The sequence below is a fragment of the Lactobacillus delbrueckii subsp. jakobsenii ZN7a-9 = DSM 26046 genome (genome assembly GCF_001888925.1).
Lineage (GTDB): Bacteria > Bacillota > Bacilli > Lactobacillales > Lactobacillaceae > Lactobacillus > Lactobacillus delbrueckii.
This window is the reverse complement of sequence record NZ_CP018218.1, coordinates 521,523-538,969: the sequence shown is the minus strand read 5'-3', so window position 1 is coordinate 538,969 and position 17,447 is coordinate 521,523. Positions and strand designations below refer to the sequence as shown.

Below are 17,447 nucleotides of genomic sequence, written 5' to 3'. Positions count from 1 at the left end.
ACAATTGTTTATTTTTTACATCAACTTGCAGCCTTTAGCTGCAAGGTGATTAGCTGAATTAATTTTTCTTAAGCGTCCGATATTTGCTGGAATTAATCGGTAATCGTTACTTGCGTTTCCTTGTCAAAGAAGTGGGCGTTGTTCAGGTTGAAACCTGCCTTGACGATGTCACCTGGCTTGTGGAAATCACGGGCGTTGACAACGCCGACGAATTCGGTCTTGTCAACGTTCATGTAGAGCTGGCTGGTTGCACCCAGCAATTCGGAAACGACAACCTTGGCGGAAACGACTGCTTCCGGCCAGGTTTCCAGGAAGGCTTCTTCCATGTGGATGTCTTCCGGCCGCAGGCCCATCACAATAGCCTTGCCGTTGTAGCCCTTGGCATCCAGAACCTTGGCCCGGCCTTCCGGCACCTCGAGCTTGATGCCCTGGCCGTCGTCGATGTAATCGTCCTTGTAGGTCACGTTGAAGAAGTTCATCTGCGGTGACCCGATGAAGCCGGCAACGAATTGGTTGGCTGGCTTGTTGTAGACTTCCTTCGGCGTCCCGATCTGCTGGATCCGGCCGGCGTTCATGACAACAATCCGGTCAGCCAGAGTCATGGCTTCAGTTTGGTCGTGGGTAACGTAGATGGTGGTCGTCTTCAAGTTCTGGTGCAGCTTGGCGATTTCCGCCCGCGTGGAGACACGGAGCTTGGCGTCAAGGTTGGACAGAGGTTCGTCCATCAGGAAGATCGGGGCGTCACGCACGATCGCTCTCCCCAAGGCAACCCGCTGTCTTTGACCACCGGACAAGTCGGCTGGACGCCGTTCCAGCAAGTGGGCCAGGCCCAGGACTTCAGCGGCGTTCTTGACCCGCTTGTCGATGTCGGCCTTCTCGTAGTGGCGCAGCTTCAAGCTGAATGCCATGTTGTCGTAAACCGTCATATGCGGGTAAAGGGCGTAGTTCTGGAAAACCATGGCGATGTGGCGGTCGCGGGGAGCCACATCGTTCATGACCTTGCCGCCGATTTCCAAAGTCCCTTCAGTGATGTCTTCCAAGCCGGCAATCATCCGCAAGGTCGTTGACTTACCACAGCCAGACGGGCCGACAAAGACGATGAATTCATGGTCGCCAATGTGCAGGTCAAAGTCTGAAACTGAGTAGTCATCCGCGTTTGGATACTTCTTGTAGATGTGATTTAAGTTGATTTTCACCATTTTTTCTTACCTAATTCCCTGCTTCAAAAACTTTCTCAATCTCGGTCAAATCTAAGGCGCTGGTTGAACCAACGATGTAGTCGGCCCCCTTCAAAACGATCGGATCGCCAATCCCGACCGCGAACTGGCCGGCCGCCTTGATTGCCGCTACGCCTGCTGGCGCGTCTTCAAAAGAAATTACTTCATTCTTCTCCAAACCAAGCAGTTCCTGGGCCCGGATGTAGATTTCCGGATCCGGCTTGCCGTGCTTGAGGGTAGCCGGGTCAACCCGGGCATCAAACATGTCTGCAAGTCCCAGCTGCTTCAAGATCAAAGAAGCGTTCTTGGAAGCTGAGGCCAGAGCCAGCTTCAGCCCTTGGCCCTTGGCCTGCTTGAGCAGATCGTCCATCTTTGGCAAGATGTCGGCCCGGGTCATGTTCTTGACCGCGTTCACGTAAGCCGCGTTCTTCTTGGCTGCCAGGGCTTCTTTTTCTTCCTGGCTGTAGTCATTTTCCTTGTGCCCGTATTCCAGGATGATTTCCAGGGAATCCATTCTGGACAAGCCGCGCAGCTTGTCACCGAATTCTTCCGGCAGTTCGATCCCGATACTGCGGGCCAGGTCTTGCCAAGCCTTGAGGTGGTAGACTGCTGAGTCAGTGATGACCCCGTCCAGGTCAAAAATTAATCCTTTAAGCATTGGCTTTGTCCTTCTTTCAGAGTTACTTCTTGGTCCCAAACCTTGACTGGCAAGTCTTCACCAGAGAGAAGGGTCAGCTTGACTTCCTTGTCCTTTTCAACCTCCAGGGCCAAGATGCGGCCGCGGTAGTTGATCTTAAAGCTGTAGCTGGACCACTTCTTCGGCAGGAATGGGGCAAAGCTGATGCCGTCTTCGTTGTAGCGCATGCCGGCAAAGCCTTGCACGATGGCCAGCCAGCTCCCGCTCATGGAAGTGATGTGCAGGCCGTCAACCGTGTCGTTGTTGTAGTTGTCCAGGTCCAAGCGGGCAGTCCGTTCGTAAAATTCAACCGCCTTGTCCTGCTTGCCCAGTTCAGCAGCCAGGATGGCGTGAATTGACGGGCTCAAGGAACTTTCGTGAACCGTCATTGGTTCGTAGAAGTCGTAGTTCCTTTCCTTTTCTTCCTTGGTGTAGTGGTCGTTCAAGAAGTAGATCCCTTGCAAAACGTCGGCTTGCTTGATGAACGGTGACCGCAGGATCTTGTCCCAGGACCAGTGCTGGTTCAGTGGCAATTGGTCAGCCGGGATGGTGTCCTTGTTTCTGAGGTCCTTATCCAAGTAAGTGTCGTGTTGGACGAAGATGCCCAGCTCCTTGTCTTCCGGCAGGTACATCCGGTCGACGATGTCTTGCCACTTGGCCAGTTCTTCGTCAGTTACCTGCAGGCGCTTCTTGGCTGCTTCAGTGGCCAGTGGCCAGCGTTCCAGGGTGTAGCCCAGAAGCCACTTGGCCATGGTGTTGGTAAACCAGTTGTTGTTAACGTTGTTTTCGTATTCGTTAGGACCGGTTACCCCGTGGATCATGTACTGGCCCTTGCGCTTGGAAAAGTGGACCCGGTCAGCCCAGAAGCGGGCGGTTGAAACCAGGACATCCATGCCTTCATCCTTGACGTAGGAGTCGTCGCCCGTGTAGCGGGTGTATTGGTAGATAGCAAATGGAATGTCCGCGTTCCGGTGGATTTCTTCAAAAGTGATTTCCCACTCGTTGTGGCATTCAATCCCGTTGAAGGTAACCATTGGGAAGAGGGCACCCTTCAAGCCTTGCTGGCGGGCGTTATGGAAGGCACCGGGCAATTGTTCGTGCCGGTATTCCAAGAGGGACTTTGTAACTTCCTTAGGCGCTACGGCCAGGTACATTGGCACGATGAAGGCTTCAGTATCCCAGTAAGTAGCACCGCCGTACTTTTCACCGGTAAAGCCCTTCGGCCCGATATTAAGGCGCGGGTCACGGCCGTAGTAGGTCATGAAGAGCTGGAGGATGTTGAAACGGATCCCCTGCTGAGCGGCCGGATCACCGTCAATCGTCACGTCACAGCTTGCCCAGCGCTTGTCCCAGACAGCTTCATGGTCGGCCAGGTTCTGGGCAAAAGTCTTGCTGGTCAATTTGGCCATCAATTCGTCAGCCTTGGCGGCTTGTTCTTCATCAGCCACGTCCCGGCTGGTGATGACGATGACGTCCTTTTCCAGTTCCCAGCTTTGGCCGCTGGTCAAAGTCTTAGCGAACAGTTCGCTGACTTCACCGCTGGCGGTCGTCACGTCACCGGAAATGACTTCCCCGTCTTCCCGGGTAACTTCCTTCAAGAGAACCGTGAATTGCGGAGTGCCGAAGTTGTTTGGCTTGGTCCGCAGCTGGATGCTGCGGCCGTTAGCGTCTTCATTTAAGGCATCCCAGAAGCCTTCTTCGTAGTTGCTGTCTTCGTTGACCACGTTCCCGTTCAAGTGGCTGGCAATCTGTAGGTCAGCCTCACCACTGAGGACAGTGGCCTTGACCTTGATCAAGGCAGCTTCCTTGATGACGGAACTAAGGAAGCGGGTGAAAGTAAATTGAACCCGGCAGCCCTTGCCTTCATAAATAAAACTTCTTGTGAGCAAACCCTGATGCATGTCCAGGCTCAAGCTGAAGTCACTGATTTTATCAGTTGCCAGGTCCAGCTTGTGGCCGTTGATGGTCACTGGCAGGTCAATGAAGCTTGGGGCGTTCAAAGTCTTGCCGAAGTAGTCAGGGTAACCGTTCTTCCACCAGCCGACCCGGGTCTTGTCCGGAAACCAAACGCCGGCGTAGTAGGTGCCTTGCAGGCTGTCGCCGCTGTAACCTTCTTCAAAGTTGCCGCGCAAGCCCATGTATTCGTTGCCGATTGAAGTCATGCTTTCTTGAAGACGCTTGTCTTCTTTTGAAAAGGTATGACTGGTCAATTTCCAGGGATCAATTTCAAAAATTCTTTTCATCACTGTTCTTCCTCGCTCAAATCATTCTGTAATCATTATCAGCTAACATGCAAACGTTAACAAACTTTGTTTTTATGTTACCGTTAACAGCTTCTATTTCACACTCAGAACATAGCCCTTGCTTGCCAGCTGGCCAGCTTCATAGCCCCGGCTCAAAGTGGCTTCCGCGCTTAAGTTGACGGCTTGCCCGGTCGTGTTGAACCAGCCTTCGATCGTTTCCTTGCCGGTCCGCTTAACATGGATCAAACCGTTTTCTTCAACTTCCAGCCAGGTCTGCCCCTTGCTCAGGCTTTCCCAGTGCTGGCGGCGGAAGGCGATGATCGCTTGAACTGCCTGCCAGACCGGACTGCCTGCCTGGCTCCAGTCCATTGGCTTGCGGCAGTCAGGGTCGTTGTCCCCGCTCATGCCCATTTCCGTCCCGTAGTAGATGCACGGAGAACCGGTTTGCATGAAGGTGAAGGCCAGAGCCTGCAGGGCCTTGTCTTCATCTTCACCGGCCACCGTCTTGATCCGGGCAGTGTCATGGGAGTCCAAAACGTTCAGCATGGCTGAATTGCTCTGCTCTCTGTATAAGAAGAGCTGGTCAGTCAATAATTCGGTCATGGTCTTGGCGTCCTGCGTCCCCTTAAGGAAGTGGTCAGCAATCTGGCCGGTGAATGGGTAGTTCATGGTACCGGAGAATTCATCCCCGTTCAGCCAGGACTGGCTGGAGTGCCAGGATTCGCCCAGGACGTAGAAGTCCGGCTTAATGGCCGTAACAGCGGCCTTGAACTTCTTCCAGAATTGATGGTCGACTTCGTCAGCCACGTCAAGCCGCCAGGCATCGATATCGAATTCCTTGACCCAGTAGGTCGCGATCGTCAAAAGGTAGTCCACGACTTCCGGGTTGGCGGTATTCAATTTCGGCATGTGCTTTTCAAAGGCAAAAGTCTCGTAGCTTGGATCGGCTGGGTCATACGGTTCAACCGGGAAGCGGTTGATGTGGAACCAGTTGGCAAAGCGGGAATTAGGGCCGTTTTTTACGACATCCTGCCACTGCATGGAGGAGTCGCCCATGTGATTGAAGACCGCGTCCAGCATGACCTTCATCCCCCGGGCGTGGGCTTCGTTGACCAAGCGGGCAAAAAGCTGCTTGTCCCCAAAGTCCGGGTCGATTTCCAGGTAGTCGATCGTGTCGTACTTGTGGTTGGAGCTGGCCTTGAAGATCGGGCAGAAGTACAGGCCATTAATTCCCAAGTCCTGCAAGTAGTCCAAGTGGTCCAGCACCCCTTGCAGGTCACCGCCGTAGTAGTCTTCCCGGCCTGGGTGGTCGCTTGGATTCCAGTCCTTAACGCCCTCCGGGTCATTGCTCTTGTCCCCGTTGGCAAAGCGTTCCGGGAAGATCTGGTACCAAACCGTTTCCTTGACCCAGTCCGGGCTCTTGGTCATGTCGACCGCGTGGAAGTAAGGGAGCTTGAAGTAGTTGTTCGGGTCCTCGTAGCTTTCCTTTTCGTTCTTTCTGAAGCCCCGGTCACCATAAACCCATTCCTCGCCGTCTTCACCGTGAATTTCAAAGACGTACTGGGCCCGGTGCAAAGGCAAGGTCACCGTCGTTTCCCAGTAGTCGTTTACTTGGCCGTGGCCGGCCAGGTCCATGGACTGCTTTTTCAAGTTGGCCAAGGGTTCGTGGACGTCGCAATAGTGAACGTAGACAGCCTTGACGTCGCGGCCCGTGTGCAGGCGTAGCTTCATGGTCTCCGTCGTCACCAGGTAGCAATCTTCGCTTTCAGGTCTGTGTCTAACTGCTGCTGTTTGCATTTTTCTGTTTCCTCGCTAAAAAATCATCACGTTGGTTATTACTTGTTTTATTGCTTATTTTTTCTTTTGCAAAACTACCCCGGCAAAAGGCATCAGGGTCAGTTCCTTGCCCTGCAGGTTGATGCTGCCGGCGGTTAAGACCGGAGTCAGTTCTTCTGGCAGGGTCAAGTGCTCCTTCTTGGCGCTGAGGGAAACAACCACTAAAGCCCGGTCATCCCCTAAATCCCGCTGGTAGACCAGGAGGTCTGCTTTGGTATCCAGCAGGTAGTAGCTGCCCTTGGTAAACAAAGGCGTCTGCTTCAATTTCAACAGCTGCCGGTAGAAGTTGAGCATGCTGGCTGGGTCCGCGTCTTCGCTGGCCACGCTGACCTTGTCCCGGCTTCTGCCCGTCAGCCAAGGCTCAGCAGTGCTAAAGCCGCCATACTGGCTGTCGTCCCAAGGCATTGGTCCCCGGGCCGGCAATTTGTGGGTCTGGCTGGCCATTTCCAGGGCCGTCTTTTCGTCTACCCCGGCCTCGCCAGCTTCCTTAACGAAGTCAGCCACCGTCTCATCGGCAAACTGGTCTGCATTATCAAATTCCAGATTGTGCAGGCCTAATTCTTCCCCGTAGTAAATCACCGGGATCCCCCGCTCCAGGTACATGGCCATGGCCAAAGACCGCTGCTGGACCGGGGTCTTGGCGACCCGGGTGGCCAGGCGGGCCATGTCATGGTTGCTCCAGTACAGGGTCGGCGCGGCTGACAAGGTCTGCTGCCAGACGGTTTGGTTTTGCTTAAAGGCCAGCCAGTCAAACTCTTTTGGTTGGTATTGGCCGCTGAAGTCTGGGTTAACGGAATCTTCTTTTTCCGTAAAGTAGCGGAAGGTAATGACTGAGTCCATCAAATTTCGCTTAGGATCGGTGTAGTCGACCGCCAGGTTGATGCTGGCGCTGGCTGCTTCCCCCAAAAGCAGGAGGTCCGGAAATTCTTCCCGCAGGCGGGCACAGAAAGGCGCCAGCCATTCCTGCACTTCCGGCCGGTTGGCGAAAAAGTCTTCCGCGATAATCGGCTTATCGTCCTCACTTGGGTAGGACTGGCGCAGGTCGGCCTTGGCGATGTGGATGAAGGCATCCAGGCGCAGGCCATCGACCCCCTTCTTGAGCCAGAACTCAGCCGCCTTGAACATTTCCTCGCGGACAGCCGGATTCTTCCAATTCAAATCCGGCATTTCCTTGGCAAAAAGGTGGAAATAAGACTGGCCCGTTCCGGCCGGGTCTGCTGCCCAGCAGCTGCCGCCAAAGAAGCTGCCCCAATTGTTCGGCCGGACACCGTTTTTACCGGCAAAAATGTAGTAGTCCCGGTAAGGGCTGGCTGGGTCACTGACCGCGGCCTTGAACCAAGGGTGCTGGTCAGACGTGTGGTTTAAGACGAAGTCCATGATCAGCTTGATCCCAGCCTGGTGCAAATCGGTGACAAGTGCTTCAAAGTCTGCCATGGTCCCCATGACCGGGTCAATCTTGTAGTAGTCGCTGACGTCATAGCCGTTGTCAATGCCCGGTGACTGGTAGATCGGATTCAGCCAAACGGCGGTGATGCCCAGCTGCTTTAAGTAAGGGATCCGCTGGCGGACACCGTTTAAGTCGCCGATGCCGTCGCCGTTGCTGTCTTGAAATGATTTCGGGTAAATCTGGTAAATAATGGCCTTCTTTTGCCATGCATCCTGCTTAGTCATGTTTCTTTTTCCTCCAGTAAAAATTTAACCATATTAGGGTTAGCGCTTACAAGACTGGCCTGCCTGTTATCGGTAACAAAAGCCAAGCAAAAAAGCATCCCTGAGGATGCTTCAGCTACTATTTGGTTGATTCGGCCTCGCTCAAGGTCGGTTCGATAAAGACCTCCCCTTGCGGCGCGCCGTTTTGGGCAATTTTTCTTAAAATGAGTTCCGCCAGCTTCTCACCGATCAGCCAGAGGTTTTGCTTGACGGTCGTGATCGTCGGCGATGACACCCGGTCTAAAAGGACCCCGTCATAGCCAATCACGCCAAAGTCTTCCGGAATCTTGGCTTCCGCCTCCACCAGGGCCTGGATGACCCCCATGGCAATCCGGTCGCTGGCACAGGCAAAGCAGGTGTTCTTGGGAAATTCGCCCAAGTGGTCCTGGATAAATTCCCGGGCCGCGGCTAAGCTGTTTTCCACCCGGAAGACGCTGGGAATCTTCTTATTTTGCTGCATGGTGTTGACATAACCAGCTTCTCTGGAAAATTCAAAAGCCTCACGGACATCGATGCCGATAAAGACCACATTCCGGTAGCCCGCCTTCAAGGCATACTTGGTCGCCATGGTCTCACCCAGCAGGTTGTTGGTGTCGACAAAGTCGTAGCCGCCCCGATTCTCACCAAACAGGACGAAAGGCTGCTTAAGCTCGTTCAATTGGGGGTAATCATCAGTCCTAGCTCCGGTGATCACATAGCCGTCAGCTGCCCCCTGGTCCAGCTGGCTCCCCTTCAAGAGCAGCTGGAGGGAATAGTTCTGCTTCTTCAACTCCGTCGCCATGCCAAATAAGACATTGGTAAAGTAAGGGTCGGTATCGTCGACGTCTTCTAAGATCACGAACTTTACCACGCTGGTCTGGTTCTTGGCCAGGGCCCGGGCCGCGTTGTTAGGGTGGTAATTCAATTTGTGCATGGCGTCTTCAATAACGACCTGCAGTTCCGGAGCAACCAGTTCGGGGTGGTTGATCACCCGGGAAACGGTCATCTTCGACACATGGGCCTTGCGAGCCACATCTTCTAAAGTAGCGGTTCTCTTCAAGCAAATTTCCTCCCATCAAGGATTCCTAGTTTAAACTTTTCCTTCTTCACTTCCTATGCTAGATTCTAACACAAAATAATTTATTTTTTATAAGTTAAAGAATTCGCTTTCAAAAATAAGATTATCTTTTTACATATTAACTAATCTATTTATTTTTTCACCCGGCAGAGAAAGGCCGCGTAAGCTGGCAGGACAGCAGCCGACAGGTCTTCCGGGACAGGCCCGTTAGCCAGAAGGACTTCCTTGACCTTATCCGGCAGGGAGACTTCCTGCTCCTCGCCAGTCAAGTTGCAGACAACTAGCCACTTGTCTTCCGCGTTTTCCCGGTGGTAGGCCATGACAGCATCTGCCGTGTCCAAAAGTTCAAAGGACCCATCGGTCAAAATCCGTTCCTGGTGGCGGAGGGCAATCAGCTTCTTATAGAAATAATAAATTGAATCCTGGTCATTCAATGCATTTTTTACGTTTATTTCCTGGCAGTTAGGGTTAACCGCCAGCCATGGCCGGCCGCTGGTAAAGCCGGCGGAAGCTGAAGCATCCCACTGCATTGGCGTCCGGGCATTGTCCCGGCCCTGGGCATTGATGGCCTTGATCAGGTCCTCCTTCTTCCAGCCCTCTGCCAGCCGCTCCTGGTACATCCGCCGGGCTTCGATGTCTTCTACCTCGTCGATAGCCGAAACCGGGCAGTTGGTCATCCCGATTTCCTCACCTTGGTAGATGTACGGGGTTCCCCGCAAGCCATGCAGTAGAAGGGCCAGCATCTTAGCGCTGCGCTCGCGGTACTGCTGGTCATTGCCGAAGCGGGACACGATCCGGGGCAGGTCGTGGTTGTTCCAAAAGAGGCTGTTCCAGCTGTGGTTAAAGTCCAGCTTCTGCCACTTGGCCAGGACATTCTTCAAGTCGCCGTAGTCAAGGGGCTTGGTGTCCCACTTTTCCTTGCCGGCCTGCTTGTCCAGTTCCGTGAATTCAAACTGGAAGACCATGGACAGTTCTTTTCTGTCCGGGTCGCTGTACAGAGGAGCGTTGTCTAAAGTTGCCCCCCAGGTTTCCCCGACCGTCAAAAAGTCCCGGTCGCCAAAAGTCTCCCGGTGCATCTCCTGCAGGTAGTCGTGCAGCTTAGGGCCGTTAGCGGTAATCTCTTCTTCCGGGACCTTGCCGATCAGCTCGATCACGTCCATCCGGAAGCCCCCGATCCCCTTATCAATCCAGAAGTTCATCAGGTCGTAGACCTTCTGCCTTAGGGCCGGGTTCTTCCAGTTGAGGTCCGGCTGCTCTTTGGCAAAAAGGTGGAGGTAGTACTGGCCAACCTGGCCGTCATATTCCCAGGCGCTGCCGGAAAAAGCCGACTTGAGCTCATTGGCCTTGTCCGCCCAGACATAGTAGTCGTGTTCCGGAGAGGAAGGATTTTTCCGGGCTTCGATAAACCAAGGGTGCTGGTCAGAGGTGTGGTTGACCACCAGGTCCATCACGATCCGGATCCCCCGCTTCTTGGCCTCACTGATTAATTCTTCCATGTCCGCCATGGTCCCATACTGGGGGTCGATGGCTTCGTAGTCGGCGATGTCATAGCCGTTGTCCACGCCTGGTGACTTGTAGACCGGGCAGAGCCAGATGGCGTCGATGCCCAGGTCTTGCAGGTAGTCCAGCCGCTTGATGATCCCCCGCAGGTCGCCGACCCCGTCGCCGTTTGTGTCCTGGAAGGACTTGGGATAGATCTGGTAGATCACGGCCTGCTTCCACCATGGTTCTTGCTTTTCTGCTGTCATTTTATTTCCTCAAACTCTCATCTAAATTCATCTGAAGCGCTGTCATTTTTTTCTACAAGTTTAGTATAGGAAAAACAAGCGCGGATGCAAGCAGTTACCGCTAACCAAATTAAAAAAGAGCTGCCCGGGCAGCTCTCGTAAATAATAAATCCATTTTTCGTCTATTGGTAAAGCTGGGTCAGCTTGTCCTTGTTTTCATCGTAGTTGATCCCGGAGAAAAGGTGGTCCAGCCACTCCAGGCTCAAATTGAACCAGCGGGCCGTGTGCGGGTTGCCCTGCCAGAAGATGTCTTCCGTGGACAGTTCCGGAGTGGCCAAAGAGTAGCCGTGGTAGCCGATGTCAAACATGTGGGCCTCGCACTTGACCTTGTTTTGGAACAAGGCTTCCTCATAGGCCATGGCATTGGTCGGCAGGCAGATCGGGTCGTTCCAGGACTGGAAGATGAAGGTTGGCGGCGTCTTCGGACTTACCCCCAGGGCCGTGTCGACCAGCTTGGGGTCAGGCGGCAGGGCCCCGTCAGCCCGGCCGCCGATTTCAAAGGCCACCTTGTGGACGTCAGTCAAAGGATAACCCAGAATCGTGGCATTTGGCCGGACCTGGTCCCCCTCATAGCCATAGCTTTCCTGGTATTCAGCTTCATCAGCCAGGTAGTTGGCCGCGCTGACAACATGGCCGCCGGCGGAAAAGCCAATGGTCATGATCTTGTTTGGGTCAATCTGGTATTCAGCAGCGCGTTCGCGGTAGTAGTTGACTGTGCTGAGAACGTCCAGGCCGGCATCAGGATAGATCATCCCTTCATCTTGCAAAAGATTGTAGCTGACCACGCAGGCGTTGAAGCCCCGGCTGACATAGGCCAGGGCCACCGGCTCACCTTCCTTGACGGAGAGGTGGGTGAAGGAGCCGCCCGGCACGACGATGGCCAGGGGACGGAGCTTGTTTAAGGGAGCGTGGCCGCTTTTAACCGTGTAGGTCTGCAGCTGGTAGGTCCGGCCGTTAAAGTTCTTGATCTCTAGTTTTTTCGTTTCCATTTTTTGCCTCACTTTGCCGGCTCATCCCCTTGGCCAGCAAAAAGGTCGCCAAAGGAACCGTCAGCAGCACACCGAGCAGAGAATACATGATGATCAGTGCTTCGTTTACAAAAAGTTTATCATTAATTACCTCACTAAAGGAATAGTGGAGCCGGTAATACCATAAAAAGAGGGACAAAAAGCTGCCAAACATCCCGTAAATGATGGTGTTCATGGCCGTGCCCAAAACGTCGTAGCCGATGGCTGCCCCGCTCTTCATCAGCTGCTCTTCCGTAATATCCGGCTTGGCCTTCTTCAGTTCCAAAATCCCCGAACTCATCGACACGGCGGCTTCCGCCACCGCCCCAAGGGCGGAGAAAATGGCCACGGTAACGGCGATCTGACCGTAGCTGATCCCCGGCATCTGGGAGTGACCCAGGAGGATTTCCCCGGCTTCCGGCCCCAAACCGGCAGCTTGGGCCAGGTATTGGATGCCTAAGATCAAGACGCTGACGAGTGATAAGACGATCAAAGAGGCATAGAAGGAATTTTTAGCCACGGTATAGTCATGGGTGCCCAGGAAGATAATCGTGGCCAGCTTGAGGGGCACGAAAATCGCGGTGATGATGGGAATGCTCAAGCCCCAGGAGATAAGCATGGCCACCAGGACCAGCAAGAGGCTGTTGATCAAGACGCTGAAAAAGCTGCGGATCCCGGTTTCCCCGCCGATGATGGTCATCAAGATGGCTAAAACGATAATTAAAGCGCCAAGGCTGCTCATTCTTGCTTACCCCCTTTCTGCGACTTTTTTAAAAAGAGGAGGCTGCAGAGGCTGGCAAAAACGATGGTCAAAACGATCCCGATTGCTGAAACCGCGCTCTGCGTCGCCCCTAAGGACATGGTGAAGTTAAAAGTCGTCGCGATAGTGTTATTATCCCGGAAGTACAGGATTGTTTCCGGCAGGGCTTCAGAAATGAAGATCAAGACCAAAACATTGATCAAAGGCCCCATGATCTCCTGCCCCATCGTTCGTCCGCTGGCCAAAAGCTCCTTAACGGTGATCTCGGGCTTGTGCTGGATCAGTTCATACAGGCTGGAAACGATGTCTGTCGCCTCGTCCATAACTGCCCCAAGTACCCCCATCAGGGCCTGGGCCATGAAGATCCCCCGCGTGTCCTGGGTGGCATAGTCGCCCATTTCATAGTTGAGGTAGGTCTCCCCGGTCAGTTTGATAACGGCATAGCAGAGGGCAAAAGAGACAAAGACCCCGAGCAGGGTTGCCAGCCAGGTGACCAGCATCTTTTTGTTCACCCCCTGCACGATAGCCAGGCTGAAGAAGGAGAAGACGATGTCAGCCAGGGAGAACATCCAGATGATCCCGGCCCCGTTGACCGCCACGTCCCACAAGATCAAGCAATAAAACAGGATCCAGCTGATAGCCATGGAAACGATCAAGTGCCAGCTCCGCCGGCCGACTACCGCCACCATCAAGGCCAGGGTAATAGCCAAGGTCATGACCAGGATCCAGTCTCTTTTTGGTGAAACTAGGGCCAGGCTGCCGTCAGTCACTGTCACGAAGACCCGCTCGCCTGCCCGGTACTTCTGGGTGACCAGCTGGGAAGGGTAGTAGGTGTTGACCGTTTCAAAGGTCTGCCCTTTGTACTTGCCGGTCAAGACTTGAACGTGCAGGTACTGCCGGCGTTCTTCATCCTTGTTGCCGTAAATATCAGTTTCTTTTTTCAGCAGGCGGTCCTTGATCTTCGTGTCCGTGATCACCGCCACCGGGTTCTTGTAGCCGGTCGTCTTAAAATAGGTCAGCGCGGCCAGGCCCAGACCCAGGGCCAGCAGGACCAGGGCGGCCAGGATGCGCTGCTTTTTCGTTTCCATCCTCTTTGTATTTGCCTTTCCATTTTTTGCTTATTTTTAAGTGACAGTCAGTCCCTTATTATTTTAAGCAAAAAAGGACCGCTTTCGCGGTCCCCTTTGATTCTTAAGTATAATTTAGCAAATCACGCGATTATTTGAAAATCTTCTTCCACCAGGGAGTCTTCTTGGGCGCCAGCTGCATGTCAGCCAGGGTCCGGTAGGTTGGCGCCCCCTTGGCCGCGTTCTCCTGGGCCCGGCTGAGCAATTCCTTGTGAACTTCCTGGTCGCTCTTGGCCATGTCAGCCACGACCTGGGCCCTTTTCTGCTCCGGAGTGAGCGGCTCATCTTCTAAAAAGCCGTCATCAAAATCCGGCAGGTCCAGGACATCAGCCGCTGGCTCAAGGGAATCTTCCGGCTTTTCCGCTGCCTTAGCCGCTGTCAGCTGGGCCAGCTGCTCTTTCAGTTCAGCAATTTCCTGGTCCTTGGCGGCCAGGGCAGCTTCCAGCTGGTCTTCCCTGGCCGTCTTGACCGGTGCTTCTTCCTTTTCACCAGCAAAAAGTTCCTGGGCCGCCTGGTCGACCTTCCGCCCTGCCTTGACCAGGTCCTGCATTTGCTTCAAAACTGTCAAGTCTTCCGGCCGGTAGCGGCGGGTATTCTTGACCCGGGGAAAGTAAGCTGGTGAAGCAGCCTTCTCCACCGCCTGCGAATACTTGCGCAGGGTGTTCTCGCTGACCCCAAGGGCCTGGGCGGCTTCACTGGTCTTCATCTGCTCACTTTTCTCACTCATGTTCTAACTTTCTTTCGCAAAAAACCAAATTTTCAAAGTACTTTTTTTCTTAGTCGTGCTTGTGCAGGAGAGTCTTCTTGTGGGCGTAGCGCTCTTCAGCCAGCCTGATCAAGCGGGTGATCAAGTCTGGGTAAGAAATCCCGGCTTCTTCAAACAGCTTCGGGTACATGCTGATGTTGGTAAAGCCTGGCAGGGAGTTCAATTCGTTGAAGATGACTTCCCCGTCGCTTTCTCTAAGCATGGAGTCAACCCGGGCCATGCCGCTGCACTCAGTGATCTGGTAGATCTTCAAGGCGTTTTCCTGGACCTTTTCCGCGGTTTCTGCCGGAATCTGGGCTGGAATCTGCAGGGTCGTGGTTGATTCTGTGCTGTACTTGTTTTCGTAGCTGTACCAAGTATTGTCGGCGTTGATGATCCGGCCGACCCCGGAAACTACCGGGTGGTCGTTACCTAAAACGGCGGTTTCAACTTCAGTGCCCACGATCCCTTCTTCAACCAAAACCTTGTCATCGTACTTGAAGGCTTCGGCCAAAGCTTCAGCGTAGTTGCTGTCGTCAGTTACGTGAGTGATGCCGACGGAAGAACCCTGGTTGGACGGCTTGACGAAGAGGTTGCTGGTGCCCAGCTGGCCGCTGACCCAGTCGTAGCTGAGCTTTTGGTTCTTAGCGTCCTCATATTCGTAGCGCTTGATAGATACCCACTTGGCTACCGGCACGCCGGCTCTTTGGGCCAGGATCTTGGTGAATTCCTTGTCCATAGTTACGGCTGCCGCTAAAACGTCAACCCCGACGAAAGGCTTGTCGATCAGGCGGAAGAGGCCCTGCAGGACCCCGTCTTCACCCAGGTTGCCGTGGACGATTGGGAAGAGCACGTCCAGTTCTGGCCGGGAAGCCAGCTCGATCAAGTTGGAAAGGTTGGCCGTCTTGTCAGTCTTTTCCACCATGTAGCCCGGCTCTTCCAGAACCTTGTATGAATCAGCTTCACTGGCCACGTAGCCGGAGTTCGTGATCCAGATCGGGTGCACGTCAAACTTGTCCTTGTCGATTGCCTTGTAGATGTTGCCGGCTGAAGTGATTGAGACTTCGTATTCGGAGGAGTTCCCACCAAAAATCAAACCAACTTGTGTTTTTTTCGTCATTGTTTCGTCTCCTTTTATCAATCTGTATTATACCGAAAACTCGGGCTTTTGGCGCACTTTCCAGACAAATTTTAATTTTTTTAGCAAAAGCGCTTAATGGCGAAAAAAGCAAAAAATCAGCTATAATATAAACTAGAAAGGGGTTGATGAAGATGCGTCATAAGCCAGCACTGCTTTTACTGCCGGTAATCCTTCTGGCAGTAGGGTCCACGGCTGTCCAGGCGGCAGAATTCACGCCGCAGGAACAGGCAGAGGTGCTCCGTTTTCAAAGAGAATACCAGGCCTTGAGCAAGACCGTCTACACCCAGCAGAATATCTATGCCAGCAAGCCTTCCTTGAAGAAGAAGTTCAAGGCAGGCAGCTTAAAGTCTAGCTACATCAACGAGCAAGTCGCCTACATCAACTACTACCGTGACCTCTTCGGCTTAACTGCCGTCAAGACAACAAGCCATGGCAACAAGAATGCCCAGACGACGGCCGCCGTCATGGCCGCCATTAATGCCAACCCGTTCGTCAACCAGCACGGGCTGCCAAATGAGAAGCGGCCAAGCTACATTTCCAAGAAGAACTGGCTTTTGGCCCAGGACGTTTCCAACTCGGCCAACCTCAACTTCAATGCCAGCCCGCAGACGGCTGGGGACGTCGTGACCGACCTCTTGACCGACCGCTATAATCTGTCGGGTTCTGACACCGGCCACCGGGCCTGGCTGCTTTCCACCCGCTTAAGCAAGATTTCAGTCGGGGCAGCTTACGGGACCAACGGCTACCGCTACTCAGTCAACCAGGTCTTGAATGTGGGCGACAGCGCAAGAACTGCCAGCCGGGAAATGATAGCCTATCCAAATGCCGGGGTCTTCCCCCTGGAGCTTTTAAATGGGCAAAACATCGCCTGGTCTTTATACTTTTCAAACAAGGTTGTGACCTCAACCCCGAAGATCACCGTTACTGACGATGACACCGGCAAGACGGTCACCGCCAGCCAAGTGGCCAACTACAGCGAGTACGGCTTTGGCAACTTCCAGACCGTGATCACCTACTACCCAAGCAAGCTTCAGCTGACGGCCGGCCACAAGTACACGGTCAGAGCCGGTAACCTGGCCACTTACAGCTTCAAGCTCTTCAAGCAGAGCAGCAGCCAGACTTATTCAAGCAAGGTCTCCTCTTCTAGCACCCAGAGCAAGAACAAGGTCAGCCAGAAGGACCTGCAAAACAAAGGCCTGGCCAAGTACCTCTACAAGGTCGGCAAGAACATCTCCACCGTCAAGAGCAAGAAGATCACCAATGCCAAGGCAGTCAAGAAGACCAGCAAGACAAAGAAAACTAGCAAGAAGACTAGTAAGAAATCTAGCAAGAAGTCTAGTAAAAAGTCTAGTAAGAAAGCTAAGGCTAAATCTAAAAAGACCAGTAAGAAAGCTGCCAAAAAGTCTAATAAGAAATCTAGCAAGAAAAAGTAAACAAGTAAAAGTATAAGTTAAAGCAAAACAGACAACCATGCACCAACACGACGAGTTAAATTGTATCAGCCACGTGCCGATTTTTAAGAACCTCCCCCTGGACCTGCGCCAGGACTTGGTTCACATTTCGACCCACCAGCAGTTTTTTAAAAAAGGGAGCTTGATCCACGCCCCGGGCGACGGCCGCCTGTCAGTCATTTCCCTGGACTCAGGCCGGGCCAAGATCTACAGCCTCAGCCCCGACGGCCATGAGCAGGTCCTCAGCTTGATGCAGGAAGGCGACATCAACGGGGAGGAAAACCTCTTTGACACGGAAAACGATGACCTCTTCATCGAAGCCCTGGAAGACAGCACGGCCTGCTCCATCAACTATTCCGACTTCCAGGACCTTCTGCTCAAGTCCCCGGAGCTTTCCCTGCATCTCTTAAATGAATTCGGCCAGCGCCTGGTCAGCGCGCAAAAGAACGCCATGCGCCGCAACAGCCTGGAAGCTGGCCCCCGCCTCTACGCCAGCTTGAAAGACTACGCTGACGAAGCCGGCTCCGCCACCTTCACACTTCCCTTGAAGAAGAAGGACCTGGCCAGCCTGCTGGGCATCACCCCTGAAACTCTCAGCCGGGAGTTCTCCAAATTAAAAAAGGATGGCTACATCGCCGCCAAAGGCAAGCAGATCACCATCCTTAAATAGCAAACTAAAAAGGCAAAGCC

Annotated in this window: 14 protein-coding genes; 2 read left to right on the top strand and 12 right to left on the bottom strand. The window is 53.5% G+C overall.

Annotation, left to right across the window (positions count from 1 at the left end):
• Window positions 1–92 precede the first annotated feature (92 nt).
• The 12 genes from LJ046_RS02845 to LJ046_RS02790 all read right to left on the bottom strand — a co-directional run bounded on the left by LJ046_RS02845 (window position 93) and on the right by LJ046_RS02790 (window position 15,285).
• The gene (locus tag LJ046_RS02845) at window positions 93–1,199 is read right to left on the bottom strand and encodes an ABC transporter ATP-binding protein (RefSeq protein ID WP_002877826.1); all 1,107 of its coding nucleotides are present in this window, start codon (window positions 1,197–1,199) and stop codon (window positions 93–95) included.
• A 10-nt stretch (window positions 1,200–1,209) separates the two neighbouring features.
• Window positions 1,210–1,875, bottom strand: coding sequence for a beta-phosphoglucomutase (gene pgmB, locus LJ046_RS02840; RefSeq protein WP_002877823.1), 666 nt, complete (start codon window positions 1,873–1,875; stop codon window positions 1,210–1,212).
• The gene (locus tag LJ046_RS02835; RefSeq protein ID WP_002877822.1) at window positions 1,860–4,136 is read right to left on the bottom strand and encodes a glycoside hydrolase family 65 protein; all 2,277 of its coding nucleotides are present in this window, start codon (window positions 4,134–4,136) and stop codon (window positions 1,860–1,862) included. Before LJ046_RS02835 ends, pgmB begins: the two co-directional genes overlap by 16 nt.
• A gap of 93 nt (window positions 4,137–4,229) precedes the next feature.
• Window positions 4,230–5,933, bottom strand: a complete 1,704-nt coding sequence (locus LJ046_RS02830; protein WP_002877819.1) for a glycoside hydrolase family 13 protein — start codon at window positions 5,931–5,933, stop codon at window positions 4,230–4,232.
• A gap of 54 nt (window positions 5,934–5,987) precedes the next feature.
• Window positions 5,988–7,643: an alpha-glucosidase gene (locus tag LJ046_RS02825; RefSeq protein WP_002877818.1), complete on the bottom strand. Its 1,656-nt coding sequence runs from the start codon at window positions 7,641–7,643 to the stop codon at window positions 5,988–5,990.
• A gap of 118 nt (window positions 7,644–7,761) precedes the next feature.
• The gene (locus LJ046_RS02820; protein ID WP_002877817.1) at window positions 7,762–8,721 is read right to left on the bottom strand and encodes a LacI family DNA-binding transcriptional regulator; all 960 of its coding nucleotides are present in this window, start codon (window positions 8,719–8,721) and stop codon (window positions 7,762–7,764) included.
• A gap of 149 nt (window positions 8,722–8,870) precedes the next feature.
• Window positions 8,871–10,487: an alpha-glucosidase gene (locus tag LJ046_RS02815; RefSeq protein ID WP_002877811.1), complete on the bottom strand. Its 1,617-nt coding sequence runs from the start codon at window positions 10,485–10,487 to the stop codon at window positions 8,871–8,873.
• 161 nt (window positions 10,488–10,648) lie between these two features.
• On the bottom strand, window positions 10,649–11,515 hold the full coding sequence (locus LJ046_RS02810; RefSeq protein ID WP_002877808.1) for an alpha/beta hydrolase: 867 nt from the start codon (window positions 11,513–11,515) through the stop codon (window positions 10,649–10,651).
• The gene (locus tag LJ046_RS02805; RefSeq protein ID WP_002877806.1) at window positions 11,481–12,275 is read right to left on the bottom strand and encodes a YibE/F family protein; all 795 of its coding nucleotides are present in this window, start codon (window positions 12,273–12,275) and stop codon (window positions 11,481–11,483) included. Before LJ046_RS02805 ends, LJ046_RS02810 begins: the two co-directional genes overlap by 35 nt.
• On the bottom strand, window positions 12,272–13,381 hold the full coding sequence (locus LJ046_RS02800) for a YibE/F family protein (RefSeq protein ID WP_002877803.1): 1,110 nt from the start codon (window positions 13,379–13,381) through the stop codon (window positions 12,272–12,274). Before LJ046_RS02800 ends, LJ046_RS02805 begins: the two co-directional genes overlap by 4 nt.
• 130 nt (window positions 13,382–13,511) lie before the next feature.
• Window positions 13,512–14,147, bottom strand: coding sequence for a helix-turn-helix domain-containing protein (locus tag LJ046_RS02795; protein WP_002877800.1), 636 nt, complete (start codon window positions 14,145–14,147; stop codon window positions 13,512–13,514).
• Window positions 14,148–14,196: 49 nt separating this feature from the next.
• The gene (locus LJ046_RS02790; RefSeq protein ID WP_002877797.1) at window positions 14,197–15,285 is read right to left on the bottom strand and encodes a D-alanine--D-alanine ligase family protein; all 1,089 of its coding nucleotides are present in this window, start codon (window positions 15,283–15,285) and stop codon (window positions 14,197–14,199) included.
• A gap of 146 nt (window positions 15,286–15,431) precedes the next feature.
• Between LJ046_RS02790 and LJ046_RS02785 the strand changes: the two genes are divergently transcribed.
• A complete protein-coding gene (locus LJ046_RS02785) occupies window positions 15,432–16,739 on the top strand; it encodes a CAP domain-containing protein (protein WP_002877796.1) in 1,308 nt (435 codons plus the stop codon).
• Window positions 16,740–16,776: 37 nt separating this feature from the next.
• Window positions 16,777–17,427 carry a Crp/Fnr family transcriptional regulator gene (locus LJ046_RS02780; RefSeq protein ID WP_002877795.1) on the top strand — a complete coding sequence of 217 codons (651 nt, stop codon included), beginning with the start codon at window positions 16,777–16,779 and terminating at the stop codon, window positions 17,425–17,427.
• The last annotated feature ends 20 nt before the right edge of the window (window positions 17,428–17,447 follow it).